We start from the raw sequence: 24,628 nt of genomic DNA on the forward strand, positions 1-24,628 counted from the left end.
AGCGGACGGTGGAATCAGTGCTGCGCGAGCAGTTCGCGGATCTCCGCGGTCCGCGCGTCACCGGCCGGGAACAGCGCCAGCGCTCGTCGCCCGAGCGTCTGCGCATCAGCGATCCGCCCAGCCCGCACAGCAACCCGAACCCGTACGACGAGCGCCGCCAGCGTCGCGGTCGGCGTACTGAATCCCTGCAGCCGGTCCAGCGACTCGGCGGCGTAGAACTCCGCGGTCGCGTCGTCGTCCCGCAGCTCGTACAGCTCGGCCAGGTTCGACAGCGACTGCGCCTCGACCAGCCAGTCGCCGGAGATCCGGGTCAGCCGGACCGCCTCCTCGGTGTGCGCCTGCGCGACGTCGAGCCGGCCGAGCAGGAGGTTGATCGCGCCGGCGGTCATCTCCAGGTGCCCGGCGTGGGCCTGCATCGGCTCGCCCGACGGCTCCCTGACCTGGGCCGCGACCTCCGCGGCCGCCGTCACCTCGACGAGCGCGCTGTCGAGGTCGCCGCCGATCCAACGGGCCAGCGCGAGGTTGGTCCGGAAGATCGACTCGGCCAGGACGTCGCCGCAGGCCGCGGCGATCTCGATCGCCCGCCGTACGCTCTGCTCGGCCGCGTCGGCGCGGTCGGCCCGGTACTCCGCACTGCCGAGCACGTTCCAGGCGAGGTAGCGCGGCCGCGGGGCACCGAGTCGTTCCGCGGCCTGCACCCCGAGGCGTGCGGTCTCCAGGCCTTCGTCGACGAGGAACCCCATGTCCACGAAGACCCGCAACCGCCAGGCCAGCCGCCACGCGTGCTCGTCCGAACCGGCGTTGATTGCGGTCCTGATCCAGGGCACCAGCGCGGACTGCTCCTCCTGCAGCCACCGCATCGCCGCCGCTGTGTCAGCGAAGGTCAGCGGCTGGTGGGCGGAACGGATCAGGAACGCACCGCTGGCGTCGGTGGTCACCGACCGCTGGGCGTTCTGCACCGTGTGCAGGTACCAGTCCAGCAGGCGTACCAGCGCCGTCTGCCGCTCCTCACCGCTGTCCAGCTGGCTCGTCAGCTCCGCCGCATAGACCCGTAGCAAGTCGTGCAGCTGATACGAGCCGCGCTGGGCGGTGCTCACCAGGTTGGCAGCGACCAGGCGATCCAGGTGACGCTCAGCCGCACGCACGTCGAGGTCAGCCAGCGCAGCCACCGCCTGAAGCCGCAGCGTCGTGGCCGGGTGCAGCCCGAGGAGGCGGAAGAGCCGAGCAGCCTCTGGTTCCAGCACCCGGTAGGACCATGACAGCACTCGGCGCAGGTCCGCGTGGTCGTCGTCCGGATCAGCGAGTACGTCGAGCGTGTGCTGCTCGTCCTCCAGCGCACGGACGAGGTCAGCGAACGGACTCCCACTCGACCGCCGAGCTGACTCGGCTGCAACGGTCAGTGCCAGTGGCAGCCCGGCGCAGATGCCAGCCAACTCCTCCACGGCCTCCGGCTCGGCCGCTACCCGATCGCTGCCGACAGAGGCCGCCAGCAGCCCGATGGCATCAGCAGTGGAGAGCGGATCGAGCATCAACCGAGTAGCGCCGAGCTGGGCCGACAGCGAGCGGAGCTGGTTGCGGCTGGTGACCAGGACCAGGCAGCCAGAAGCAGGGAGCAAGTCCCGGACCTGCTCGGCGTTGCGGGCGTTGTCGATCAGCAGCAGCATCCGCTTGCCGGCTGTCGCCGTACGGAACAGTGCGGCGCGTTCTGCGCGGTCGGCGGGGATGGTGTTCGCCGGTACGCCGAGTGCCTGGAGGAAGCCGTGCAGCGCGACCGCCGGGAGCACAGGTGCGTCAGCGGCGAACCCACGCAGGTTGATGAACAGCTGGCCGTCCGGGTAGCGCTCGCTGACCTGGTGGGCCCAGTGGACGGCCAGGCTGGTCTTGCCGGCGCCGCCGGGACCGGTGAGCGTGACGAACGTCGGCTGCCCGTCCGGCGCGTTGTCGAGGAGCTTGCCGAGCTGCTCCTGCTCGTCGGACCTGCCTGTGAAGCGGTGGACGTCCGGCGGCAGCTGACGCGGTACGCCGACTGCGCTGCTCTCCTCGAACCCGCCGCCAACCAGGTCGGAGTCCAGCAACCGGGCGTACTCCTGCTGCAGTGCAGGCGACGGGTCCACTCCCAGCTCGTCGGCAACAGCTGAACGGATCTGCTCGTAGCACTCGAGCGCCTCGGCGGTCCGATCGGTGAGCCGGAGTGCTGCGATCCGCCGGTGCCACAGCGACTCCCGGAACGGGTGCTGGGTGGTCAGCTCCTGCAGCGCCGCCGGCAGGCCGTCGTACCGGCCCTCGGCGAGGTCGAGGTCGACCAGCTGCTCGACGGCCGACAGATGGAGCTCGGTGAGCCGGGCTGACTCTCCAGTCGCCAGCCAGTCGGACGGCGACCCGACAAACGGTTTGTCTCGCCACAGGTCGATAGCGCTCGTCAGCACCTCCCGCTGACGACTCAGGTCTCCCGACGCCTCCCGCAGTACGGCGGCCAGGCGCAGCGCGTCGACCTGGTCCGGCTCCACGCACAGCACGTATCCAGCGGCGTGCGTCTGGAGCGCGCTGTCGCCCAAGTGCTTGCGCAGCCGGGTCGCATACGTGTGCAGCGTCGACTTGACCGACTTCGGCAGCCGCTCACCCCAGAGCCGGTCCGCCAGTACGTCGAACGGGACGGGCCGGTTCGCCGACAGCGCGAGCAGGCTGGTCAGCGCGACCAGCTGCCGCCCCGGGAGCGTCACCGGTACGCCGTCCCGCCGGACCTCGAAGGGCCCGAGCAGCCGGATCTCCAGCACGCGTTCCCCTCTCGACGGGTTCCACCGACAGCCTAGTGATCACTGGTCGCACAGGGCCGCTACCAGCGCGTGGCTGAGCCAACTGGTGTAGCGGTCGAGCGGCCAGCCGCGGTTGAGCACCAGCAGCTCGTAGATCTCGACAGAGATGTAGGTCCAGAGCAGGTCGCGCACCTCTTCCACCGACAGCTCAGGGCGGAGCTGACCGGTCTCGTGCAGGTGCGTCGCGAGCATGGTCATCCCGGTCAGCCGCTCGGTCAGCAGGTTCTGCCAGACCTCCTCCAGCGACTCGTCGACGTGCCGCCCGTCCCGGATCAGGATCTGTACGCCGGCCGACCGGACCTGCCGCTCGACCACTCCCCCGGCGTACAGCTGGAGCTTGCGGCGGACGTCGGGCTCGGCCTGGATCGCCTGCGCCTCGGAGCGTTCGACGATCGGGACCGGCTCGTCGTCGCCCGCGATCACCCGGTCGAAGACCGCCTTCGCCAGCGCCGCCTTGGTGCCGAAACCCTTGTAGACCGACTCCGCCGAGACGCCCGCGGTCCGGGCCACCGCGGCGATCGTGGTGGCCCGGAAACCGTCGCGGGCGAACAGATCCTGGGCCGCGGCGACCACCGCGCGGCGCCGGGCCGCGGCCTGCTCGCGGCGGCCGGACGCGTCGTACGACCTCTTGACTTCGGCCATCGGGTGGTTCCATCCTGATTTGGGGACAGTAAGACTGTATCGAATCTGGAGGGGACATGAACAGCACCGTGTCGAGCGACGCCAAGGCCCTCGCGGTCCGCAGCATCCTGATGATGGCCGACGGTGAGCGCGCCGAGTTCGACCGGGTCGTGCACCCGGCCGCGGTGAACCGCGAGGACGACGTCGAGCCGCCGGCCGCGCGGACGCCCGGACCGGAGGGGTTCTGGGCGACCGCGGTCTGGCTGCGGACGGCGTTCGCCGAGCTCGGCTACGACATCCACGAAGTCGTTGCGGAAGGCAACATGGTGGCGGTCCGGACGACGATGCGCGGGCGGCACGTGGCGCCGTTCGTGGTGCACGCCGAGGACGGGTCGGTGGACACGGTGTTCCCGCCGACCGGCCGCACCTTCGCGGTCACCCAGTCGCACTGGCTGCGGATCGAGGACGGACTGGTGATCGAGCACTGGGCCAACCGCGACGACCTCGGTCAGGCGACGCAGCTCGGCTGGGTCCCGCCGACGCCGATCTACCTGATGAAGATGGCGCGCGCGAAGTCGCGGGCGCGCAAGGCCGCCTAGTCCTCCGGGTCCCAGCGGACTTGGCGCAGGTTGACCTTGCCGTTGGTGACCCGGACGCCGTCGCCGCGCAGCAGCTCGAGCTGCTCGCCGCCGACCTCGTCAGCCGGTACGCCGCTGGCGCGGATGACGCGCCACCACGGCACACCGCCGCCGTACTCGCGCATGATCGCGCCGACCTGCCGCGGGCCGCCCTGCCCGACGTACACGGCGATGTCGCCGTACGTCGCCACCTGGCCCGGTGGGATCGACTCGACCGCCCGCAGCACCGCCTCGACGTACTCCTCCCGGTCCACGGGCGACACGTTATCGCCCGGGACCGACAAGGTTTCAGGCCAGCGGGGCCAGCGCCTTGGCCAGCGGCTCGAGGACCGACGGCGGGGCGTCCAGCGGCAGGTTCATCACGACCAGGTCGACACCGGCCTCGGCGTACGCCGCCGCGCTGGCGACGGCGTCGTCGAGCGGCTTGTCCGGGTCGATCCGGACGTTGACCGAGCAGGTGATCTCGTTGACGTCGCGGCCGAGCTTGTCGCAGTGGTCGACCAGCACCTGCTTGAGCGGCGTCCACTCCTCCGGGCCCGGCACGATCACGTTCCACTGCTGGGCCCAGCGCGCGACCGCCCGCAGCGTCCGCTTCGGGCCCTTGCCGCCGATCGTGATCGGCGGGTGCGGGGTCTGCACGGCCTTCGGCTCGCAGTACGCGTCGGTGAGCTTCACGTACTGACCGTCGAAGTTGGCGACCTTCTCGGTGAGCAGCGCGACCATCGCTTCGACGCCCTCGTCGAACCGGTCGAAGCGCTCCTTCAGCGGCGGCAGGTCGATCCCGTACGCCGCGGTCTCCATCTCGTTCCAGCCCGCGCCGACGCCGAGCTCGAGGCGGCCGCCGGAGATGATGTCGGTGGTCGCGGCCATGTTCGCCAGCACAGCCGGGTGCCGGTAGATCATCCCGCTGACCTGGCAGCCGACGCGGATCCGGCTGGTCGCCTGGGCCAGCGCGGCCAGCGTCGTCCAGCCCTCGAGGTTCGGGCCGGCCATGTCACCGGTGAGCGGGTAGAAATGGTCCCAGTGCCAGGCCGACTCGAAGATCTCGAACTGGTCCGCGGCCACCCAGACATCCCGCATCTGCTGCCACGTCGTGTGTTCAGGCCGGGTCTTGATCGCGAACCGCATCGCACGCCTCCACTGGGTAAGGGCTTACCGAAGCTGCAACCTACCCCGGAATCGTGCCGGTCAGACACCCGGCCGGACCAGACTTCACGCCCGGACGCCGTCGCGGTGAGCGCGGGGTGAGTGAGCGCGCGTGTGGTGAGCGCGCGGGACGAGCGCGGGGTGAGTGAGCGCGCGTGTGGTGAGCGCGCGGGACGAGCGCGGGGTAAGTGAGCGCGCGCGTGGTGAGCGCGCGACCCGAGCGCGCGGTCAGTCGAGACCGAGGCGCGCCCGCACCTCCGGGCGGCGCAACGGCGGCACCGTCTGCGGCGGGACCCGGCGGGCCGGCATCTCCTCCAGCAGCGCCTCGGTGATCCGCGCGACCTCGGCCGCGGCACGCTCGATCGGCTCGCGGGTGGTCGCGCTGAGCGAACCGACGCCGGTCACCTTACGGACGTACTGGAGTGCGGCCGCGTAGATCTCCTCGGAGGTCGCGGACGGCTCCAGGCCTCTCAGGACAGTGATGTTTCGGCACATGCTCCGACGGTAGCCGGAGCCGGGGACAACCGGGGCGGTCGCGGTTACAGTCTTGTGATGGAGCTGGTGCTGTTCGTCCTGGGCGGCGGAGGGGTCGCCGCGGCCGGACGGTACCTGTGGGCCCGGCACAGCACCCGCCGTCACCGCGCGGCGGAGCTGGCGGACGCCCAGCGCAGAGCCGACGAGGACGTCACCCAGTACGGCGAACAACTGGCCCGGCTGGGCGAAACGCTGACAGAACTACAGCTCGACAGTGCCACCCAAGCGGACTACCAAACAGCTCTTGACCTGTACGAGCAGGCCAAACGCGCGGTCCCCAGGTTGGAACTGGACACCGTCGCCGACACTCTGGCCGACGGCCGGTACGCCATCGCCTGCGTCCAGGCCCGCGTCACCGGCCGCCCGCTCCCCGAGCGCCGCGTCCCCTGCTACTTCAACTCCCGCCACGGCCCGTCGACCACCGACATCGTCTGGACTCCCGCGTACGGCGGCACTCGCAAGGTCGCCGCCTGCGCCCAGGACGCCGCCCGGATCGCCGCCGGCGAGGAGCCCGAAAAGCGCCACCTCAACCCAGCCGACGTCCAGCTCGCCTTCTGGGAACCGTACGACCGCGACAAGCCCTTCGTCTTCGGCTTCTGGGACATCGCCGGCGCCCGCGCCGCCAAGATCAACCTCCGCCTCGAACCGATAGCAATGACCGGCCGCGGCCGCCGCGACCCCACTATCGACCGCAAGCGCTGACGTCGGGATCTTGACAACCTAATACCGTTAGGTTTTCCTCAGATCATGAGCACAGCACCCTCGTTCGACCGTCGGGCCCGCCGTCGGGAGCAGACGATCGACGAGATCCTGGCCGCGGCCGTGCGGTTGATGGAGGCCGAGGGGGTCGCCGGGCTGAGTCTGTCCGCGGTTGCGCGGGAGGTGGGGATGCGGCCGCCGTCGCTCTACCAGTACTTCCCGTCGAAGATGGCGATCTACGACGCGTTGTTCCGGCGTGGGGCGGAGGCGTTCCGGGACGTCCGGCGGGAGACGGTCCGGACCGCGGTGGCCGCGGACCCGCTGGAGCTGGAGCGGATCTGCACCATCGAGTTCGGGCGCTGGTGCATGGCGAACCCGATCCACTCGCAGCTGCTGTTCTGGCGGACGGTGCCCGGGTTCACGCCGAGCCCGGAGGCCTACGCACCGGCGCAGGAGACGATGGAGGACCTTCGCGGCAATCTCCGGGCCGCCGTCGCGGCCGGGCTGCTGCACCCCGACGCCGTCTCCGACGACGGGATCGCGCTCTACACGTCCGTCACCGCGGGCGTCCTGTCCCAGCAGCTGGCGAACGAACCGGACGCGTCGTACGACGACGGCCGCTTCACCCGGCTGCTCCCGGCCGTGCTGGAGATGTTCCAGCAGCGGTACGCACCACCCAGGGGGTAACGATGATCGCAGTACAGGCACAGGGGATCATGCGCGCGGACCGGCAGCGGTGTCGGCTGCACCGCGACAGCGAGCTGGAGGCCTGGCGGGAGTTCCTGGCCGCGCTCGACGGCGACGACTGGCACCGGCAGACGGTCTGCGACGTGTGGGACGTCGCCGACGTCGTCGGTCACCTGTGCGGCCAGGCGGAGGACGTGATCCGCCCGTGGTCGTTCCCGCTCCGCTACCGCAAGGCCAAGCGGGTCTACCCCGACGTGGTCCAGCTCGACGCGCACATGATGCTCCAGGCCGATGCCCACCGCGGTACACCGCCCGACGCGCTGCGCGCCCGCTTCGATCGGCTGTGGTCGAAGGCGACCCGGACGATCAGCCGCAACCCGGCGCTGGTCCGCCGGATGACGCTGTCGATCGAGGGCATCCCCGGCTTCGAGTCGATCGAGCTCGGCTACGTCCAGGACATCCTGCTCGCCCGGGACCTGTGGATGCACCGCGACGACGTCTGCCAGGCGCTCGGCCGGCCGTTCGCAGCAGGCCCGTACGCCGGGGAGCTGATCGCGCAGGTCGCGCTCGACCTGGTCGACGGCCCGTTCTGGAAGGACCGGCCGACCGTCGTGCTGGAGCTCACCGGTCCGGGCGGTGGCGTCTACCAGCTCGGCGCCGGAGCGCCGGTGGCCACCGTCCGCACCGACGCGGTCAGCTACATGCGCACGGTTTCCGGCCGCGACGACCACCCGGTGGTCGAGCTGGTCGACGGCGACCAGGCCGGCGCCGACGCGGTCGCGACCTGCCGGATGCCGTTCTAGACGCAGAGCGGCCCCCGCCGTACCGAAGTACGACGGGGGCCGAAGGCAACTAACTCAGTACGACGGCTGCGACGGGTCGATCTGGTCGACCCAGGCCACCACGCCACCGCCGACGTGCACGGCGTCGGAGAACCCGGCGCCCTTGGCGATCGCCAGCACCTCGGCCGAGCGCACACCGGACTTGCAGTGGAAGACCAGCTGCTTGTCCTGCGGCAGCTTCTCCAGCGCGGCACCGGTCAGGAACTGGTCCTTCGGGATCAGCACCGAGCCCGGGATCTTGTTGATCTCGTACTCGTTCGGCTCCCGGACGTCGACCAGCAGGAAGTCCTTCTCGCCGTTGTCCTTGAGCTTGATCCACTCGCTGAGCTGCTTGACCGAGATGGTCGCGCCGGCGGCGGCGTCGGCGGCCTCCTCGGTGATCGCACCGCAGAAGTTCTCGTAGTCGATCAGCCCGGTGACCGTCGGGTTCTCACCGCAGATCGCGCAGTTCGGGTCCTTGCGGACCTTCAGGGCGCGCCAGTTCAGGTCGAGGGCCTCGTAGATGTTCAGCCGGCCCAGCGACGGGTCGCCGATCCCGGTCAGCAGCTTGATCGCCTCGGTCACCTGCGCGGCGCCGACCGACGCGCACAGCACGCCCAGCACGCCACCCTCGGCGCAGGACGGGACCATGCCCGGCGGCGGCGGCTCGGGGTAGAGGCAGCGGTAGCACGGGCCGTTCTCGGCCCAGAACACGCTGACCTGGCCGTCGAAGCGGTAGATCGAGCCCCAGACGTACGGCTTGCCGAGCAGCACCGCGGCGTCGTTGACCAGGTACCGGGTGGCGAAGTTGTCGGTGCCGTCGACGATCAGGTCGTACTGCTCGAAGATCTCGAAGACGTTGTCGTTGTCCAGCCGGGTCTCGTGCAGGACCACGTTGGTGTACGGGTTGGCCTCGAGGATCGACTCCTTGGCCGACTGCGCCTTGGACTTGCCGACGTCGGACTGCCCGTGGATGATCTGGCGCTGCAGGTTGGACTCGTCGACGGTGTCGAACTCGACGATGCCCAGCGTGCCGACCCCGGCCGCGGCCAGGTAGAGCAGGGCCGGGCTGCCGAGGCCGCCGGCGCCGATCACCAGCACCTTGGAGTTCTTCAGCCGCTTCTGCCCGGCCATCCCGACCTCGGGGATGATCAGGTGCCGCGAGTACCGGCGGACCTCGTCGATGGTCAGCTCGGCGGCCGGTTCGACCAGCGGTGGCAGTGACACGGGGCGCTCCTCGTCAGCGGGAATGTCGGGGGATTTCCGGGTTCAACCGTCCGTCCCTCTCCCATGTTCCCGCACCGGCCCAAGCAGCCGGTCAGGAGTCCGCATTCCGGTACATCAGTCTCACGGCGAGCGCCGACACCAGCGCGACCAGGCAGACCAGCGCCGGCGCGGTCCAGCGCTGCCCGGAGGCCTGCCCGAGGTCGTCGACCCGCCCGACCAGCGGCACCACCACCGCCGAGACCGTCCCGGCGAACAGCCCGTTGATCCCGTACGCCGCCGCAACCTGTCCGGGCGGAGCCAGCGCGGCCGTCAGGTCCTGGATCGGTGGCACCGCCAGCGCGTTCCCGGCGGCGATCACCACCGTCCCGACCAGCAGCAGCCCGATCGGAACCAGCTGACCTCCACCCGGTACGACGTCCTCCGGCCACCCAGCCCTGGTCGCCACGACAGCCCCGAAGCCCACCGCAGTCAGCGCCACCCCAGCCGCGGCAGCCCGGATGGTCCCCAGCCGCCGCTGCAGCACGAGCAGCCGCACCTGCAACGCCACAGTGGTCACCGCGATCAGCACGAACACCGTGCCCGTCCCGACCGCGGCGTACCCGGTCAGCCGGGTCGCCTCCAGTGGCAGCAGCAGGAAGGCGCCGTTCCAGACGGCGTACTGGCCGCTGGCTGAAGCACTGAACCGCAGCAGCCGGCGGGAGCGGAGAATCGCCAGCACCGCCTGCTTCAGCGCCGGAGCCGTTGGAGTGGGAGCTGGTGGCAGCACGCGGAGCTGGCCGACTGCCATCGCGGTGAACACCACGGCGGCCAGCAGACAGGTGGTCCGGAAGCCCAGCGGGGAGGCGGCGACCGCGATCAGCGGGCCGATCGCGGAGCCCAGCACCGAGGCGCTGTTGAACAGCGCGAACGCCTCGCTGCGCCGCTCGCCGGCGGCCACACCGAGGTAGGCGCGAGTGGAGGGCGCGATGAGCGACCCGGCCAGCCCGAACACCGTGATGGCGACCAGCAGGCTCCACAGCTGCTCGGCGAAGGCCAGCATCACCAGCGAGACCGAGCGGGCGGCACTGCCGATCAGCAGTGCCGCCCGGAGACCGATTCGGTCGGCGAACAGCCCGGCGCCGAACATCAGCCCCTGCTGCGAGAAGGTCCGCCAGCCGAGCACGAGCCCCACCGCGGCACTGCTGATGCCCAGCTCGACCGTGCCGCGGGTGGCCAGCAGTGGGACGACCAGGAAGAAGCCCAGCCAGACCCCGAACTGGTTGACGACCAGGAAACGCGCCGGACCCGAGAGAGTTCCCCAGATCTCGCGCCGGCGCATCCCTGGACTGTCGCAGACTCCCGTGTCAGTCGTTGTCGGTGATCGTCCCGGTCACGCTCGCCGGCACCTTCAGGTCGGCGCCCATGACGTCGGTCACGGTCGCCGTGAAGGTCTCGGCCGGCTCCTTCACCTTGTCGTCGACCAGCCGGACCTGGATCACGCCCTTGGTCTGGCCGGGCTCGATGTAGCCGTAGAACGAGCGCGACGGCGGCTCCTCGTCGACCGTCTTGAAGTCCTTCCCGAGCACGGCGGTGCCGTCCTTCAGCTCACCCTGGATCGACACGTACTGGTCGCTGGCCGCGGTGAGCGTGATCGGGAACTCCAGCACCTCGGCGCCCTCCTTGGCCGTCGCCGTACCGATCTTCAGCGCCGGGGTCGGGTCGTCGTCGATCACCAGGCCGTGCCCGAACGACTCGTCGAGCAGTCCCTCGCGCGGCACCGACAGCACCAGGCTGAAGGCCAGGTCCGCGCTGTCGCGGGTGTTCGCGGTGATCGGGACGGTGATCTTCTGCCGGGTCTGACCGGGCTTGAAGACCAGCTTCTTCGCGACCTGACCGACCGAGGTGCCGAGGTCGCCGTTCGTCTCGGCGTACACGCTGACCGGGCGGATCGACGGCCGCGAGAGCGTCACGAAGAAGGCGACGTTCCTGGTGCCGGTGTTGCCCTCGACGACCTTGACGTTCGACGCGGACAGCTTCGGCAGCAGCACCGCCGGGGCGGACGTGCCGACACCGGGCCGCGAGAACGAGAGGTCGCTCAGGAACACCGCACCGCTCGCCACCCGGTCAGTGCGCAGCTCAACCGCCCGCACGTCGCTCAGGTCGATCCCCTTCAGCTGCGCGAGCGGCAGCCGGACGGTCCGGAGCAGGTGCTTCGGCAGCACCTCACCCGGGCCGGGGAGTCGCACCAGCGCGTCGCCGAGAGTAGAGGCCGGTACGGCGGCCGCCCGGCCGTGTCCGTCGACCACCCGGATGCTCAGGTCGGTCCGAGGCGCTCCCACCGCGTCAGGCGACGCGCGGAACGTCAGAGCGGCGTACTGGCGAACGTCACGCTGCCCAGCGGCCACCGGAACACGCAGTACGCCGTCCTTGCCGGTCCAGCTCAGCTTGGTGACAGCCAGCGTCGGTGTCTTCTCCGCGAACGCCGCAGTGATCCAGTGCGGCGTCTGACTCGGGTCCTCGGTCTGCACGCAGCCCGACGAGCAGACCGTCGCCTTGGCCTTGCCGGAGACCGCTCCGGCGGGCAGCGGCTGGTCCAGCGCGGACAGGTCCCGCCGGTCGGCCTTCGGAGCCTGCGCAACCACCCGTACGACGGCCTTGCCCGCCGAGACCGCCCGGCCGTTGGAGCCGTCGAGCAACGGCAGCAGCTGCTTCTCGTGGCCCAGCTGCAGCCGGAAGAAGCCCGCCACGTACGCCGTACCGACGGCCTGCTGCTGCACAGCTGTCAACCGGCCCGCGTACTTCGGGCCGCACGGCGACTCGGCGCCCTCCTCGTACCAGTCGTCGTTGGACGGCGCGACGGACTGGCCGGGCGTCCACTCGGTGTTGAAGAAGTTGTGGTTCGCGCCGAGCACCGTGACGGTCGAGCGCGGCGCGTTGTCACCGGTGACCGAGTAGCGGGTGTCGTCGTAGAACTTCTGGCCCTGCAGGTCGGAGACGTCGCCGTCGCAGTACGGCAGCACGACGCTCATCGCGACGCCGGGCACGGTCGCCCGGGCGAAGTCGGTCGGCGCCAGCGGGAGCACCGCGCGGATGCCGTACTTGCCGCCGCGGTCCGCGTTCAGCACGGCCGCGCGGGCCACGCCCTCGCCGCCGCGCGAGTGGCCCATCAGGCCGACGTTGCGCAGGTCGACCTTGCCGACGAACTTGCTCCCGAACGGGCCGCCGCCGACCGTCGACCACTTCTTCCACAGGTCGAGGTGGTCGAGCACCAGCTCGGCGCGGGCCTGGGCGCCGGCGTCGTACGCCTCGCTGTCCCAGGCGTTGATCGCGTTCGCGCTGATCGAGACGACCTGGTAGCCGTGGCTGGCCAGCGCCTCGGCCGGGCCGTCGTACCCGCGGTAGCTCGGGATCGACTTCCAGACGCCGGTGCACGGCCAGGGCTTCTCGGGGTACGGGCCGTTCTCGTCGCCGCCGTAGCAGACCTGGTGACGGCCGTGCAGGAAGACGACCAGCGGACGTGGACCGGTCGCGCCACGCGGCGCGTAGACCTTGCCGCGCAGCTCGGCCTTCTGCTTGAGACCGGGCAGGTAGATCGCTTCGTCACCGAGGTTGTACTCCGACGTGTCGACCGCGTACTTGCCCTTGGCCCCGGGGTCGTCGGCCAGCGCCGGACCCATCTTTGCCTTGAGCCAGTCCGCGTCGGTCGGCCCGGCGGTGGTCTTCGAGCGGTCCCGGTCCGGATCACCCGACCAGGTCAGCTCGACATCGCGAGCTTTCAGGACCGCCGGGTCCTTGCTGACCAGCGAGACGCTGCGCCGGTCGGGCGACTCCTTGGCCACGCCGACGGCGCGGCCGTCGACCGAGAGCACCGGGAGCGCGTCGCGGAGCGGGACCGGCCGGTCCAGCGCGAGCTCGATCCGGTACCCACCGGCCACCGGCTCGATCCGCCAATCCTTGCCTTGAGCAACATTCGGGGGCGGTGGTGCCGGTGCCGCGGACGCGGCCGGTACCAGTCCCCACCCGAGCAGTGCGACCATCCCCAGCGACAGTGGTTTGCTGCCGATCAACCGCACGAGGTTCCCTTCGTCGACGAACAGGTCGTCCGTCTGACCCCCGACGCGGCGGATTGGTTGTCGCGGTCAACGGATCGGGACGAAGATCATGCCACGGTCCGAGCCGGGTTCATGCCACAGTCTGACGCCGCAGCGACCTGCGTGTGCTGGTCAGCCGACGAGCTGCCGGAAGGCGCGCTCGACCTCTTCGGGGTGCTCCATCTGCGCGACGTGACCGGACTGCGGCAGGTAGAGCGACCGGGCGTCCGGGAACGCGGCCTGGGCCTTGGTCCGGATCTTGGCGTCGACGAGCTTGTCGCGGCCGCCGTACACGAGCAGGACCGGGCAGGTGATCTTCGCGGCGTCGGCCCACAGCGAGCGCCGCGGCGGAGCCAGCGACGACAGCAGGATGCTGCGGGCGCCGTCCAGCGTGGCCTGCGCGCCCCACGGCTGGGTGTCGCGCCGGTGCAGCTCCTCCTCGTACGCCGCCCGCACCTCCGGCGGCAGCGTGCGCGGGTCGCCGAACACCATCGACAGCGACGCCTGGAAGCGCCGCTCGAACGGCAGCTTGCGGGTCCGCTCCATCACCATCGGCCCGATCCGCGGTGTGGCGAGCGCGGTGAACCAGAGGGCGCTGGCCGAAGCCCTGGGGTGCGGCAGCGCCGGGGAGATCAGCGTGAGGGAGGCGATCCGCTCCGGCCTGCGCGCGGCGAGCGCTACCGCGGCGGCGCCGCCCATCGAGTTGCCGAACAGGTGCACCGGCCGGTCACCCAGCTCCTTGTCCATCAGCTCAGCCAGTACGTCGGCCTGCGCGCCGATGCCGATCCGGCCGACCGGCGGCGTCCGGCCGAAGCCCGGGAGGTCCGGGGCGATGCCACGGACGGTGTCCCCCAGCAGCAGGCCCAGCGCCGTCCAGTTGAGCGACGACCCGCCGAGGCCGTGCACGTAGAGCGCCGGCGGCAGGTCCTCTGCCGCGTCCGGCACGTCTCTGACCAGCAGGTCCACGCCCGCGACGGGCACGGTCCGGGCCGGCCACTCCTGCGCTCCCAGCGGCGCCGACGCGCCGGTTACTCCCCCGTAACTGTCCACGAAGCCATGTTAGAACCCCACCGAGGCTGGACACTGGGAACCATGGCGGCCGGACAGACCCAACTGACCACCGAGGTCGACGGGCAGACGATGAAGCTCACCAACCTCGGCAAGGTGCTGTACCCGCAGACCGGGTTCACCAAGGCCGAGGTGATCGACTACTACCACCAGATCGCGGAGCTGCTGCTCCCCCACCTGTCGGACCGGCCGCTGACCCGCAAGCGCTGGCCGGACGGCACCGGAGCGGCGTACTTCTTCGAGAAGAACGCACCACGCGGTACGCCGAGCTGGGTGCGCACCGAGACGCTGCCGACGCCCGGCAGCTCGACCGGGCGGGACGAGGCGTCGTTCGTCGTCGCTGACGACGTACAGACCGTGGTGTGGCTGGCCAACCTGGCAGCACTCGAGCTGCACGTGCCGCAGTGGCGGATCGGGCTGTCCGACGGCGGCAAGGACCCGCAGGCCGACCTGGTCGTCTTCGACCTCGACCCGGGGCCGGGAGCGAGCATCGTGGAGTGCTGCGACGTGGCGCTCGCGCTGCGCGAGCTGCTCGGGCACTACGGGCTGGAAGGCTGGCCGAAGACCTCCGGCAACAAGGGCATGCACCTGTACGTGCCGATCGAGCCGACGTCGTCGCGGACGGCCAGCGCGTTCGCCAAGCAGCTGGCCGAGCAGCTGGCCGAGGCGCTGCCGGAGAACGTCACCGCGACCATGACCAAGGCGCTGCGGCCGGGCAAGGTGTTCATCGACTGGAGCCAGAACGCCAGCGCGAAGACCACGCTCGCGCCGTACTCGCTGCGGGGTGCCGAGGAGCCGCGGGTCTCGACGCCGATCGACTGGGACGAGGTGGCCGCCGCGACGTCGCAGGCCGAGCTGACGTTCCTGCCGCACGAGGTGCTGGCCCGGGTCGAGGAGTACGGCGACGTGCTGGCCGGGATGTACGACGACCCTCAGCCGCTGCCGGAGTGATACCAGTCGCCGTACTGGTCCGGTGAGAAACCCACCAGTTGATCGGGGAAGGGAACGGGAGTGACTACCGCTAGGTAGGATTCGCACGGTATACACCGCCGGGGTCACCCCGGTGCCGCACCACCGTAAGGAGCCGATGTGTCGACGACACCGGAGACCGCACCGAAGCGTGGCAGTCGCCTGCCCCGGCTGGCTCGCCGCGCGCAGCTGCTCGAGGCCGCCCAGGAGGTTTTCGTCGCCAACGGCTACCACGCCGCCGCGATGGACGACATCGCCGACCGGGCCGGCGTCTCCAAGCCGGTGCTGTACCAGCACTTCCCCGGCAAGCTTGAGCTGTACCTGGCACTGCTGGACAGCTCCTGCGAGGCCATCGTCGCGTCGGTCCGGGACGCACTGAAGTCCACCGAGGACAACAAGCAGCGGGTCGCCGCGACCATCCACGCGTTCTACGACTACGTCGCCAACGCCCAGGGCGCGTTCCGGCTGGTCTTCGAGTCCGACCTGACCAACGAGCCGGCCGTCCGCGAGCGCGTCGACCGGGTCACCCAGGCCTGCGCCGAGGCCTGCTCCGAGGTGATCAGCGCCGACGCCGGCCTGAACAAGGAGCAGTCGATGGTGCTGGCCGTCAGCCTGGTCGGGATGGCCCAGGTCAGCGCCCGCTACTGGCTGGCCTCCGAGAACCCCACCCTCGCCCAGCAGCAGGCCGCCGACCTCGTCGCCAGCCTCGCCTGGCGGGGCATCCGGGGCTTCCCCCGCACCGAAGGCTGACCCCGAGTTCTGCTGTTGGCGGACTGGTGAGAGCTGGGGATCGGCAGCGGATAGGCTCGTGGGGTACCGGCGAGACGCGCCGGTCGGAACGTGCCCGGGAGGGTTCCGTGGAGGTCAAGATCGGCGTGCAGCACGCCAATCGTGAGTTGGTTCTCGAGAGCGAGCAGACCCCGGAGGAGGTCCAGTCGGCGGTCGCCGAGGCGCTCACCGGGAAGACCGGGCTGTTGACGCTGGTCGACGAGAAGGGCCGCCGGGTGATCGTGCCGGCCGAGAAGCTGGCCTACGTCGAGATCGGCGAGTCCGAGATCCGCAAGGTCGGGTTCGGCGCGGTCTGAACCACCGGCGGGGCTCCGCGCGGGGACACCGCGCGGCCACGGTCCGGGATCGGTCCGGACTCGATCGCGTGTCCCGGTTGCGGAGCGCCACGATCGGGGCACGATGAGGATGAGACCTGCGTTCAGGTGGTCTGACGACGTACCCGTTTGACCCCGGGCACTGGACAGGCGCAGGTCAGCCATCCCTCTCGAGGAGGAACCGTGGGATTTTGGGTCTGGATGATCATCGTCAGCCTCATCGCCGGAGTCATCTTCGGGCCACTGGCCCGTCTGGTGCTGCCGGGCAAGCAGAACATCAGCCTCGGTTGGACCATCCTGGGCGGCGGCATCGGCGCCTTCCTCGGCGGTCTGATCGCCTACTTCCTCGGTGTCAAGGACACCTCCGGCCCGGACTGGATCCAGTACCTGATCCAGATCATCTGCGCCGCGATCGTGGTCGCGTTCATCTCCTCGCGCAACAGCAGGGCGAGAGTCTGACCTGATCGAGCAGGACCTGGCGGCCGCCACCCCACCCGGGGCAGGCGGCCGCTTCGCGTTCCAGGGCCGGTACGCCGGCCGCGTGAGCGCCGCGGCGCCGCCTGTACGCCGTACTTACGGCTGCAGCCCCAGCGCGGTCATCCGCGCCGTGTGCGCCTCGGTCAGCCGGGTGAACATCCGCCCGATCGCCGCCAAATCCAGCCCCGGCCGGTCCACGGACCCCGCCAGCAGCGCCGCCAGCGAGTCCCGGTCGGCGGCGATCCGCTGCGCCTGGCTCAGCGCCTCTCCGACCAGCCGCCGCCCCCACAGCGCCAGCCGGCCGCCGAGCTTCGGGTCCTCGTCGATCGCCGCCCGGACCCGGTCCACCACGAACTCGGCCTGCCCGGAGTCGGCGAACACCTCCAGCACCAGGGCCCGCGTCTCGCCGTCCACGAAGGACGCGATCTCGCGGTAGAAGTCGTTGGCCAGCCCGTCCCCGACGTACGCCTTGACCAGGCCCTCCAGCCAGTCCGACGGCGCGGTGTGGTCGTGGAAGGCGTCCAGCGGCGTCACGAACGGCTGCATCGCGTCCATCGGGTCGACGCCGAGCTCGACCAGCCGGTCCCGCAGCTGCACGAAGTGCCCGAACTCGGTGGTCGCCAGCTGGGCCAGCTGGGCCTTGTCGTTCAGGGTCGGCGCGAGCTTGGCGTCCTCGGCGATCCGCTCGAACGCGGTCAGCTCGCCGTAGGCCAGCACACCCAGCAGGTCCACCGCCGCGGCCCGGTAGGCGGGATCGTCGAAGGCCGTCGTTTCGGTCATGGACCGCACCATATCGGCCCCGGAGGACCTGGCGGGGAAATCGGGCTGGACGGCATGGACACCCGCTCGGGTTACACTGGCTGGTGTTTCGCCGGTGACGCGCCCAGATGGGCAGCTGGTGCGAGCCGCTTGCACAGTGTCCCGCGCCTCACGATGAAGGACGCCGGGTGTTCAACCGAAGGACACCGGATCCTGGCGCCGGCCCTGTGCATTCTGTCCGTACAAGCATGTTGAGAGGCGATCAGCCTGACCACCTTCCGAGAGCTCGGGGTGCTCCCCGAGATCTGTGACGCGCTCGACCGCGTCGGCATCGTGGAGCCGTTTCCGATCCAGGAGATGACGCTCCCCGTCGCACTGATGGGCACCGACCTGATCGGTCAGGCCCGGACCGGGACCGGTAAGACCCTCGGGTTCGGCATCCCGCTGCTGCAGCGCACGATCTCGCCGGGCGAGCCCGACTACGAGGAGCTGGCTGCCCCGGGCAAGCCGCAGGCCCTGGTCGTCACCCCGACGCGTGAGCTGACCATCCAGGTCGCCAAGGACCTGACCACCGCCTCGACCGTGCGCACGGTCCGGGTGCTGACGATCTACGGCGGTGTCGCGTACGAGCCGCAGCTGGACGCCCTGAAGGCCGGCGTCGACGTCGTCGTCGGTACGCCGGGCCGGCTGCTCGACCTGGCCAACCGCGGTGTGCTGGACCTGTCGCACATCAAGGTGCTGGTGCTGGACGAGGCCGACGAGATGCTCGACCTGGGCTTCCTGCCCGACGTCGAGCGGATCTTGCGCAAGACGCCCGAGCTGCGCCAGACGATGTTGTTCTCGGCAACGATGCCGTCGGCGGTGATCGGGCTGGCCCGGACCCACATGCGGCACCCGCTGAACATCCGCGCGGAGTCCCACGAGGACACCCAGATGGTCCCGACGACGGCCCAGTTCGTCTACCGGGCGCACGATCTGGACAAGCCCGAGGTGGTGGCCCGGATCCTGCAGGCCGAGGACCGCGGCCGGGTGATGATCTTCTGCCGGACCAAGCGCGAGGCGTCCCGGCTGACCGACGAGCTGACCGACCGCGGCTTCAAGGCCGCCGCGATCCACGGCGACCTGAACCAGCAGGCCCGCGAGCGGGCGCTGACCCGGTTCCGCGGCGACAAGGTCGACGTCCTGGTCTGTACCGACGTCGCGGCCCGTGGCATCGACGTCGGTGGCGTCACGCACGTCATCAACAACACCTGCCCCGAGGACGAGAAGACCTACATCCACCGGATCGGCCGCACCGGCCGGGCCGGCGCGAGCGGGATCGCGGTGACCTTCGTCGACTGGGCGGACCTGGTCCGCTGGAAGACGATCAACAAGGCGCTCGACCTGCCGTACGACGAGCCGCAGGAGATCTACTCCACGTCGCCGGAGCTGTACCACGACCTCGGCATCCCGACCGACGCCAAGGGCCGGATCAAGCCGGTCCGCGAGGAGCGCGCCGAGCGCGACCGCCCGCCGCGCCGCAGCGAGGGCGAGTCGGGCTCCGCACCGGCGTCGGGCGAGCGCCCGGGCCGCAAGCGGAACCGCAACCGCCGCCGCACCCGCAACGGGCAGGCCGTCGAGAGCGTCGAGCAGAAGACCGATGCCGACGTGACGGCGAAGACCCAGGTCCCGCCGACCGCGGCGACGTCCACGGAGGCGGCCGAGCACGGTGTGGTCGAGCGTGGCGCCGGCGAGCGCAAGCCGCGCCAGCGGACGCGGCGTCGCCGGGGTGGGGACGCGGGCGAGAGCACCGAGTCGCTCACGCCGCAGACCACGCCTGAGGCAGCACCGGTTGAGGTGACTGAAGAAAAGCCTCGCCGTACTCGCACCCGTCGGCGCATCGAGTCGACGGAGGCTGCTCCTGCAGAGGAGACAGTTGAGGCACCGGCAACGGTGGCTGAGGTAGTCGACGCTCCTGCTGAGGAGAAGCCGGCTCGGCGTACCCGCACTCGGAAGACTGCCGAAGCACCTGTTGCTGAAGAGGTCGTCGAGGAGAAGCCCAAGCGGACCCGCACCCGGAAGACCGCTGCGGCTGCCCCCGCGGAGGAGGCTCCCGTCGAGGAGAAGCCGAAGCGGACGCGGAAGAAGGCCGTCGCGGCGCCTGAAGAGGCTGCTCCGGTGGCCGCGGAAGAGGCTGCTCCCGTAGCGAAGAAGACCGCGGCCAAGAAGGCTCCGGCGAAGAAGGCTGTCGCCAAGAAGGCCGTCGCGAAGAAGGCGGTGGCGAAGAAGGCCGCCGCCGAGCCCGCGGCCGCGGCCGACGAGGCGGCCACGGAGAAGCCGGCCAAGCGGACCCGCAAGAAGGCGGCCCCCGCGGCGCCGACCTTCACCGCGCCGGAGTAACAACGCATCAGCGAAACCCCGCCCAGAGTCCTGGGCGGGGTTTTCTGTTGCCCGACCGTGACCAGCACTCCGCAACGCCCTCCCCCGCCCGACCGTCCCAGCTCCACAGATCGTCGAGGGGAAAGAGGGTGTGGGCGATGGTGAGGACGCGGTTCACCGCCGCGGCAGCGGGTGTGCTGCTGACGGCTCTGGTGATCTCCGGCTGCAGCGGCGGAGGCGACAGCGGGAACAGTACCGCCGGCAGCGCGGTAGCTCCGGAGTACAGCGGTCCACAGGACAAGGCCGGTCCGCAGGCGGACACACCGGCCGGCCAGAGCGGTAAGGGCGCCGCCGCGCAGCCCTCGCTGACCCGCGCGATCGTGAAGACCGGCTCGCTGACCGTCGAGCACGAGGACGTCGACAAGCAGCGCCAAGCGGCGATCAGCGTCGTGGCGAGCCTGCGCGGGCAGGTCGCCTCCGAGGACACCGGCAGCGACACCGACGGCAAGATCACCCGCGCGAACCTGGTGCTGAAGGTCCCGACGGCGTCGTACGAGACCGCGATCCAGCGGTTGTCCGAGCTCGGCAAGCGGACCGCGATCCACCAGGAGTCGACCGATGTCACCGAGCAGGTGGTCGACGTCGAGAGCCGGATCGCCTCCCAGCGCGCGAGTCTCGGGCGGATGCGGGCCCTGCTGGCCAAGGCGAACACGATCGCCGAGATCGTCTCGGTCGAGTCCGAGCTCACCCGTCGCGAGGCCGATCTCGAAGCATTGCTGGCCAAGCAGAAGGCGCTCGCCGGTCAGACCGAGCTCGCCACACTCACGCTCGTCATCGCCGAACCGGGCAAGGCACCGGTCGTGGAGAAGGACGACCGCGGCTTCCTGTCCGGCCTCCAGGGTGGCTGGAAAGCCTTCACCACAACGTTCTTCGCGCTCGCCACCGCCTTCGGCGCGCTGCTCCCGTTCCTGGTCGCGCTGGCGCTGATCGCCGTGCCGCTCTGGCGCTTCCGGCACAAGCTGCGGCGCACGCCGGCACGGCAGCCCTAAAGCAGCGCCTTCGCCAGCTCCCGGTACGCCGAAGCACCCGGGCTCGCCGGTGCCGTGGTCAGGATCGTCTGCCCGATCGCCGGCGCCTCGGCGAACCGGATCGACTTCGGGATCGGCGGGTCGAGGACCGGCAGCTCGTAGGTGCCGGAGATCGTCTCGAGCACGGTCCGGGCGTGGGTCGTGCGGCCGTCGTACAGAGTGGGGAGGACGCCGAGGATCTCGAGCCCGGGGTTGGTCAGCTGCTGGACGTCGTGGATGGTGTCCAGCAGCTGGCCGACGCCGCGGTGCGCGAGGGTCTCGCACTGCAACGGGATCAGCACCTCCGACGCCGCGGTCAACCCGTTCACCGTCAGCAGCCCCAGCGTCGGCGGGCAGTCCACCACGACCCAGTCGTACGACGCCGCCAGCGGCCGCAGCACGGTCCGCAGCGCCTGCTCGGCACCGGTGTCGCGGGACAGCCGCACCTCGGCGGTTGCCAGCTCGATCGTCGCCGGGAGCAGGTCCGGGCCTTCGTCGAGCGTGATCACGATGTCGCGGGCCTTCGCCGTCCCGAGCAGGACGTGGTGCAGCGAGGTGTCGAGGTCCTCGGGGTCGACGCCCAGCGAGAAGGTCAGGCAGGCCTGCGGGTCGAGGTCGACGAGCAGCACCCGCTGCCCGAGCTCGCTCAGGGCAGCGCCGAGCGACGCGACGGTGGTGGTCTTCGCCACCCCGCCCTTCTGATTGGCGACAGCCAGCGTCCGCGGCACCCGGCCATTGTGCCGCACCGTGGAACCCGGCGCCTGCCGGGGCACCTGTTGACTTAAAGCTTCGTTGAAGTTTCAGGATGTTCGGCATGACGACACTGGAGACGGCACCCCGCGCCGGACGCCGGGAGTGGCTCGGCCTGGCCGTGCTCGCCCTGCCCACCATCCTGATCGGCCTGGACATGACCGTCCTGCACCTGGCCGCGCCGATGCTGACCACCGATCTCGGCCCGAGCAGCTCGGAGCTGCTCTGGATCATCGACGTGTACGGCTTCGTCGTCGCCGGCCTGCTGATCACGATGGGCACGGTCGGCGACCGGATCGGCCGCCGCCGGCTGCTGATGATCGGTGCCGCCGGGTTCGCGCTGGCGTCGCTGCTGGCCGCGTTCGCGACCAGTGCCGCGATGCTGATCGGCGCGCGGGCGCTGCTCGGTCTGGCAGGTGCGACGCTGATGCCGTCGACGCTGTCGCTGCTCAGCAACATGTTCCGCGACCCGCGGCAGCGCCAGCTCGCGATCGCGATCTGGATGACCAACTTCATGGTCGGCGGGATCGCCGGTCCGCTGGTCGGCGGCGTGCTGCTGGAGAACTTCCACTGGGGTTCGGTGTTCCTGATCGGGATCCCGCCGCTGCTGCTCCTGCTGGTGCTCGCGCGGCCGCTGCTGCCCGAGTTCAAGCACCCGGGGGCCGGCCGGATCGATCTGGCCAGCGTGATGCTGTCCACCGGCGCAATCGTCGCGGTCGTCTACGCGCTGAAGGAGACCGCCAAGGACGGCGTGCACCTGGTCAGCGTCGTCGTACTGGTCGCGGGCCTGCTGGCCGGCTACGTCTTCGTACGGCGGCAGCTGACCCTCACCGAGCCGCTGGTGGACCTGCGCCTGTTCCACCGGGCGTCGTTCAGCGTCTCGCTGGGCGCTCAGACCTTCGGCCTGTTCGTGCTGGCCGGTATGGGCTTCCTCTCGGTGCAGTACTTCCAGCTGGTGCTCGGAATGGCGCCGCTGGAGGCAGGTCTGTGGTCACTGCCGCCTGCGGTCGGCGGCATCCTCGGCACGCTGGGCGGGCCGTTCGTCGCCCGCCGGATGCGCGCCGGCGCCGCCATGACGCTGGGCTTCCTCATCGCCGCCCCCGGGCTGGCGCTGGTGGCGCTGTCCGGCCGTACGGCGATCGTCGCCGGCCTGGTGATCGCCAACTTCGGCATCCAGCTCGTGCTGGCCCTCACCTACGACCTGGTGGTCGGCAGCGCACCGCCGGAGCGTGCTGGGGTCGCCTCAGGCATGGGCGAAACCGGTACGGAGCTCGGCATGGCGCTGGGCATCGCCGTGGTGGGCAGTCTGGTCACGGCGGTCTACAGGAGCGAGGTGACGCTCCCCGCCGGCGTCTCCAGCGAGGCACGCGACACGCTGGGCGGTGCTGTCGCCGTAGCCGAGCAGCTGCCGCAGCCGCTGGCCAGGGAGCTCCTGGAGCTGACCAGAGCGGCGTACACGGACGGCGTACAGCTGGCGGCTCTGGTCAGCCTGGGCATCGTCGTCGTACTCGCTGTGGCGACCGCCACCCTGCTGCGGACACGTCAGCGGGATACCGTGGAGTCGTGAGTACGCCGCGCACGCTGACGCTCCCGGACAACGTTTCTCCCGTCACCCTCGAGACCGACCGTGGCGACTTCGCCACCTTGCAGGCGGTGCCCGACGTCGGTACGCCGCTCGGCACGGCGCTGCTGGTCCCGGGGTGGACCGGCAGCAAGGAGGACTTCGCTCCGCTGGTCGACCACCTGGCCCGCTTCGGCTGGCGCACGGTCGCGGTCGACCAGCGTGGGCAGTACGAGACGCCCGGCCCGGCCGACGCCTCGGCGTACACGCTGGACGAGCTCGCGCTCGACGTGGTGGCGATGAGCAAGGCGCTCGGCGGCTACAGCCAGCTGGTCGGGCACTCGTTCGGCGGGCTGGTCGCCCGCGAGGCCGTGCTGGCCGACCCGTCGGTGTTCTCCACGGTGACGCTGCTCTGCTCCGGCCCCGGCGGCTTCAGCGACGAGGCGAAGATCCAGGGGCTGCAGATGCTTGCCTTCGGCCTCGACAACCTGCCGATCGAGCAGGTGTACGACCTGAAGCTCGAGCACGACAGCAAGGAACCGCGGTACGTCGCCCCGGCTGCCGAGATCGCGGCCTTCCTGCGCAAGCGGTTCACCGGCAACGTGCCGGTCAGCCTGTCCGAGATCACCAAGCGGCTGATCGACGCCGAGGACCGGACCGACCGGCTGGCCAAGTCCGGCGTCCGGGCGCAGGTCGCGTACGGCGAGACCGACGACGGCTGGCCGCTCGCGGTCCAGGACCGGATGGCCGACATCCTCGGTGTGAAGCCGCAGGTGATCGCCGACGCCGGCCACTCCCCCGCGATCGAGCAGCCGGCCGCGACCGCGCGGATCCTGGTCGATTTCTGGCACGACCGTCACTGACCGGGTGTCGATCAACTGACGACTGGCTGTCTATCGGCGCTGCCTAGCGTGGCTACCATGACAACCACGCCTTCTGCCCAGTCGGGCATCGTCAACGGGACGCTGTGGCGCCTCGCACTCACCAGCGGACAGGTCATCCACGGGCGGCACCGGCGGCCGGGTCCGGTCGACTCCGAGTTCCCCGGCCTGCGTGAGCTGCTCCACGGGGATCCGCTGGCCAGCCGCGCCCGGCACCGCGCCGGAACGCACCTCACCGTCGCACCCGAGCCGACCCGCACGTCCGAGCCGATCCGCACGTCCGAGCAGACCCGTACCTCCGAGCCGAACGCCGCTGCCTGACCGAGCTGTCCCTCGGCTGTCGTCAGGACCAGGCCTCACCCTGGTCCCTTGCGGACAA

At 70.6% G+C, this 24,628-nt stretch carries 24 protein-coding genes; 13 read left to right on the forward strand and 11 right to left on the reverse strand.

Annotated features, from left to right (window positions below; all coding sequences use genetic code 11):
• Positions 1-14 precede the first annotated feature (14 nt).
• Positions 15-2,774 (reverse strand): BTAD domain-containing putative transcriptional regulator, encoded by a 2,760-nt coding sequence (locus AB0M01_RS02695; protein WP_363665117.1) that lies wholly within the window; start codon positions 2,772-2,774, stop codon positions 15-17.
• A gap of 39 nt (positions 2,775-2,813) precedes the next feature.
• The gene (locus tag AB0M01_RS02700; RefSeq protein ID WP_363665118.1) at positions 2,814-3,455 is read right to left on the reverse strand and encodes a helix-turn-helix domain-containing protein; all 642 of its coding nucleotides are present in this window, start codon (positions 3,453-3,455) and stop codon (positions 2,814-2,816) included.
• 56 nt (positions 3,456-3,511) lie between these two features.
• Between AB0M01_RS02700 and AB0M01_RS02705 the strand changes: the two genes are divergently transcribed.
• Positions 3,512-4,033, forward strand: coding sequence for an ester cyclase (locus AB0M01_RS02705; protein WP_363665119.1), 522 nt, complete (start codon positions 3,512-3,514; stop codon positions 4,031-4,033).
• Here the strand turns inward: AB0M01_RS02705 and AB0M01_RS02710 are convergent.
• The 3 genes from AB0M01_RS02710 to AB0M01_RS02720 form a co-directional block, all read right to left on the reverse strand.
• A complete protein-coding gene (locus AB0M01_RS02710; protein WP_363665120.1) occupies positions 4,030-4,326 on the reverse strand; it encodes an MGMT family protein in 297 nt (98 codons plus the stop codon). The two genes, AB0M01_RS02705 and AB0M01_RS02710, sit on opposite strands and share 4 nt — an antisense overlap.
• Positions 4,327-4,360: 34 nt before the next feature.
• Complete coding sequence (locus AB0M01_RS02715; protein WP_363665121.1) at positions 4,361-5,200, reverse strand: TIGR03560 family F420-dependent LLM class oxidoreductase; 840 nt, start codon at positions 5,198-5,200, stop codon at positions 4,361-4,363.
• A gap of 246 nt (positions 5,201-5,446) precedes the next feature.
• Entirely contained in the window at positions 5,447-5,713 is a 267-nt protein-coding gene (locus AB0M01_RS02720) for a DUF2277 domain-containing protein (protein WP_184797091.1), read from the reverse strand.
• Between the two features lie 57 nt (positions 5,714-5,770).
• Between AB0M01_RS02720 and AB0M01_RS02725 the strand changes: the two genes are divergently transcribed.
• From AB0M01_RS02725 to AB0M01_RS02735, 3 genes are read left to right on the forward strand one after another with little or no spacing between them, the layout of a single operon-like run.
• Positions 5,771-6,454, forward strand: coding sequence for a hypothetical protein (locus AB0M01_RS02725; protein WP_363665122.1), 684 nt, complete (start codon positions 5,771-5,773; stop codon positions 6,452-6,454).
• A 45-nt stretch (positions 6,455-6,499) separates the two neighbouring features.
• Positions 6,500-7,138: a TetR/AcrR family transcriptional regulator gene (locus AB0M01_RS02730; RefSeq protein ID WP_363665123.1), complete on the forward strand. Its 639-nt coding sequence runs from the start codon at positions 6,500-6,502 to the stop codon at positions 7,136-7,138.
• 2 nt (positions 7,139-7,140) lie between these two features.
• The gene (locus AB0M01_RS02735; protein WP_363665124.1) at positions 7,141-7,941 is read left to right on the forward strand and encodes a maleylpyruvate isomerase family mycothiol-dependent enzyme; all 801 of its coding nucleotides are present in this window, start codon (positions 7,141-7,143) and stop codon (positions 7,939-7,941) included.
• 54 nt (positions 7,942-7,995) lie between these two features.
• Here the strand turns inward: AB0M01_RS02735 and moeZ are convergent, their stop codons facing one another.
• The 4 genes from moeZ to AB0M01_RS02755 form a co-directional block, all read right to left on the reverse strand.
• On the reverse strand, positions 7,996-9,186 hold the full coding sequence (gene moeZ, locus AB0M01_RS02740) for an adenylyltransferase/sulfurtransferase MoeZ (protein WP_363665125.1): 1,191 nt from the start codon (positions 9,184-9,186) through the stop codon (positions 7,996-7,998).
• A 91-nt stretch (positions 9,187-9,277) separates the two neighbouring features.
• Positions 9,278-10,504 (reverse strand): MFS transporter, encoded by a 1,227-nt coding sequence (locus AB0M01_RS02745; RefSeq protein ID WP_363665126.1) that lies wholly within the window; start codon positions 10,502-10,504, stop codon positions 9,278-9,280.
• Between the two features lie 25 nt (positions 10,505-10,529).
• Positions 10,530-13,238 (reverse strand): Calx-beta domain-containing protein, encoded by a 2,709-nt coding sequence (locus AB0M01_RS02750; protein WP_363665127.1) that lies wholly within the window; start codon positions 13,236-13,238, stop codon positions 10,530-10,532.
• Positions 13,239-13,388: 150 nt separating this feature from the next.
• On the reverse strand, positions 13,389-14,306 hold the full coding sequence (locus AB0M01_RS02755; protein ID WP_363665128.1) for an alpha/beta hydrolase: 918 nt from the start codon (positions 14,304-14,306) through the stop codon (positions 13,389-13,391).
• 42 nt (positions 14,307-14,348) lie between these two features.
• On the opposite strand from AB0M01_RS02755, the gene ligD reads away from it, so the two are divergent.
• The 4 genes from ligD (at position 14,349) to AB0M01_RS02775 (ending at position 16,855) form a co-directional block, all read left to right on the forward strand.
• The gene (gene ligD, locus AB0M01_RS02760) at positions 14,349-15,275 is read left to right on the forward strand and encodes a non-homologous end-joining DNA ligase (protein ID WP_363665129.1); all 927 of its coding nucleotides are present in this window, start codon (positions 14,349-14,351) and stop codon (positions 15,273-15,275) included.
• A gap of 138 nt (positions 15,276-15,413) precedes the next feature.
• Positions 15,414-16,043, forward strand: coding sequence for a TetR/AcrR family transcriptional regulator (locus AB0M01_RS02765; RefSeq protein WP_363665130.1), 630 nt, complete (start codon positions 15,414-15,416; stop codon positions 16,041-16,043).
• Between the two features lie 107 nt (positions 16,044-16,150).
• Positions 16,151-16,378, forward strand: coding sequence for a DUF3107 domain-containing protein (locus AB0M01_RS02770; protein WP_344179834.1), 228 nt, complete (start codon positions 16,151-16,153; stop codon positions 16,376-16,378).
• A 201-nt stretch (positions 16,379-16,579) separates the two neighbouring features.
• A complete protein-coding gene (locus AB0M01_RS02775) occupies positions 16,580-16,855 on the forward strand; it encodes a GlsB/YeaQ/YmgE family stress response membrane protein (protein WP_363665131.1) in 276 nt (91 codons plus the stop codon).
• Between the two features lie 114 nt (positions 16,856-16,969).
• On the opposite strand, the gene AB0M01_RS02780 is transcribed toward AB0M01_RS02775, so the two are convergent.
• Positions 16,970-17,653, reverse strand: coding sequence for a ferritin-like fold-containing protein (locus AB0M01_RS02780; RefSeq protein WP_363665132.1), 684 nt, complete (start codon positions 17,651-17,653; stop codon positions 16,970-16,972).
• Between the two features lie 270 nt (positions 17,654-17,923).
• Between AB0M01_RS02780 and AB0M01_RS02785 the strand changes: the two genes are divergently transcribed.
• Entirely contained in the window at positions 17,924-20,011 is a 2,088-nt protein-coding gene (locus tag AB0M01_RS02785; RefSeq protein ID WP_363665133.1) for a DEAD/DEAH box helicase, read from the forward strand.
• 137 nt (positions 20,012-20,148) lie between these two features.
• Entirely contained in the window at positions 20,149-21,039 is an 891-nt protein-coding gene (locus tag AB0M01_RS02790) for a DUF4349 domain-containing protein (protein WP_363665134.1), read from the forward strand.
• Here AB0M01_RS02790 and AB0M01_RS02795 read toward each other — a convergent pair.
• Positions 21,036-21,785: a ParA family protein gene (locus AB0M01_RS02795; RefSeq protein ID WP_363665135.1), complete on the reverse strand. Its 750-nt coding sequence runs from the start codon at positions 21,783-21,785 to the stop codon at positions 21,036-21,038. The two genes, AB0M01_RS02790 and AB0M01_RS02795, sit on opposite strands and share 4 nt — an antisense overlap.
• Before the next feature lie 86 nt (positions 21,786-21,871).
• Here AB0M01_RS02795 and AB0M01_RS02800 point away from each other — a divergent pair, with 86 nt between their 5' ends.
• The 3 genes from AB0M01_RS02800 to AB0M01_RS02810 are packed head-to-tail and all read left to right on the forward strand — an operon-like array spanning position 21,872 to position 24,570.
• Positions 21,872-23,374, forward strand: a complete 1,503-nt coding sequence (locus AB0M01_RS02800) for an MFS transporter (RefSeq protein WP_363665136.1) — start codon at positions 21,872-21,874, stop codon at positions 23,372-23,374.
• The gene (locus AB0M01_RS02805; RefSeq protein WP_363665137.1) at positions 23,371-24,231 is read left to right on the forward strand and encodes an alpha/beta hydrolase; all 861 of its coding nucleotides are present in this window, start codon (positions 23,371-23,373) and stop codon (positions 24,229-24,231) included. The genes AB0M01_RS02800 and AB0M01_RS02805 overlap by 4 nt, the downstream gene beginning before the upstream one ends.
• Before the next feature lie 57 nt (positions 24,232-24,288).
• Positions 24,289-24,570 carry a hypothetical protein gene (locus tag AB0M01_RS02810; RefSeq protein WP_363665138.1) on the forward strand — a complete coding sequence of 94 codons (282 nt, stop codon included), beginning with the start codon at positions 24,289-24,291 and terminating at the stop codon, positions 24,568-24,570.
• Positions 24,571-24,628 lie beyond the last annotated feature (58 nt).

The organism is Kribbella sp. NPDC051770 (genome assembly GCF_040681455.1).
Classification (GTDB): Bacteria; Actinomycetota; Actinomycetes; order Propionibacteriales; family Kribbellaceae; genus Kribbella.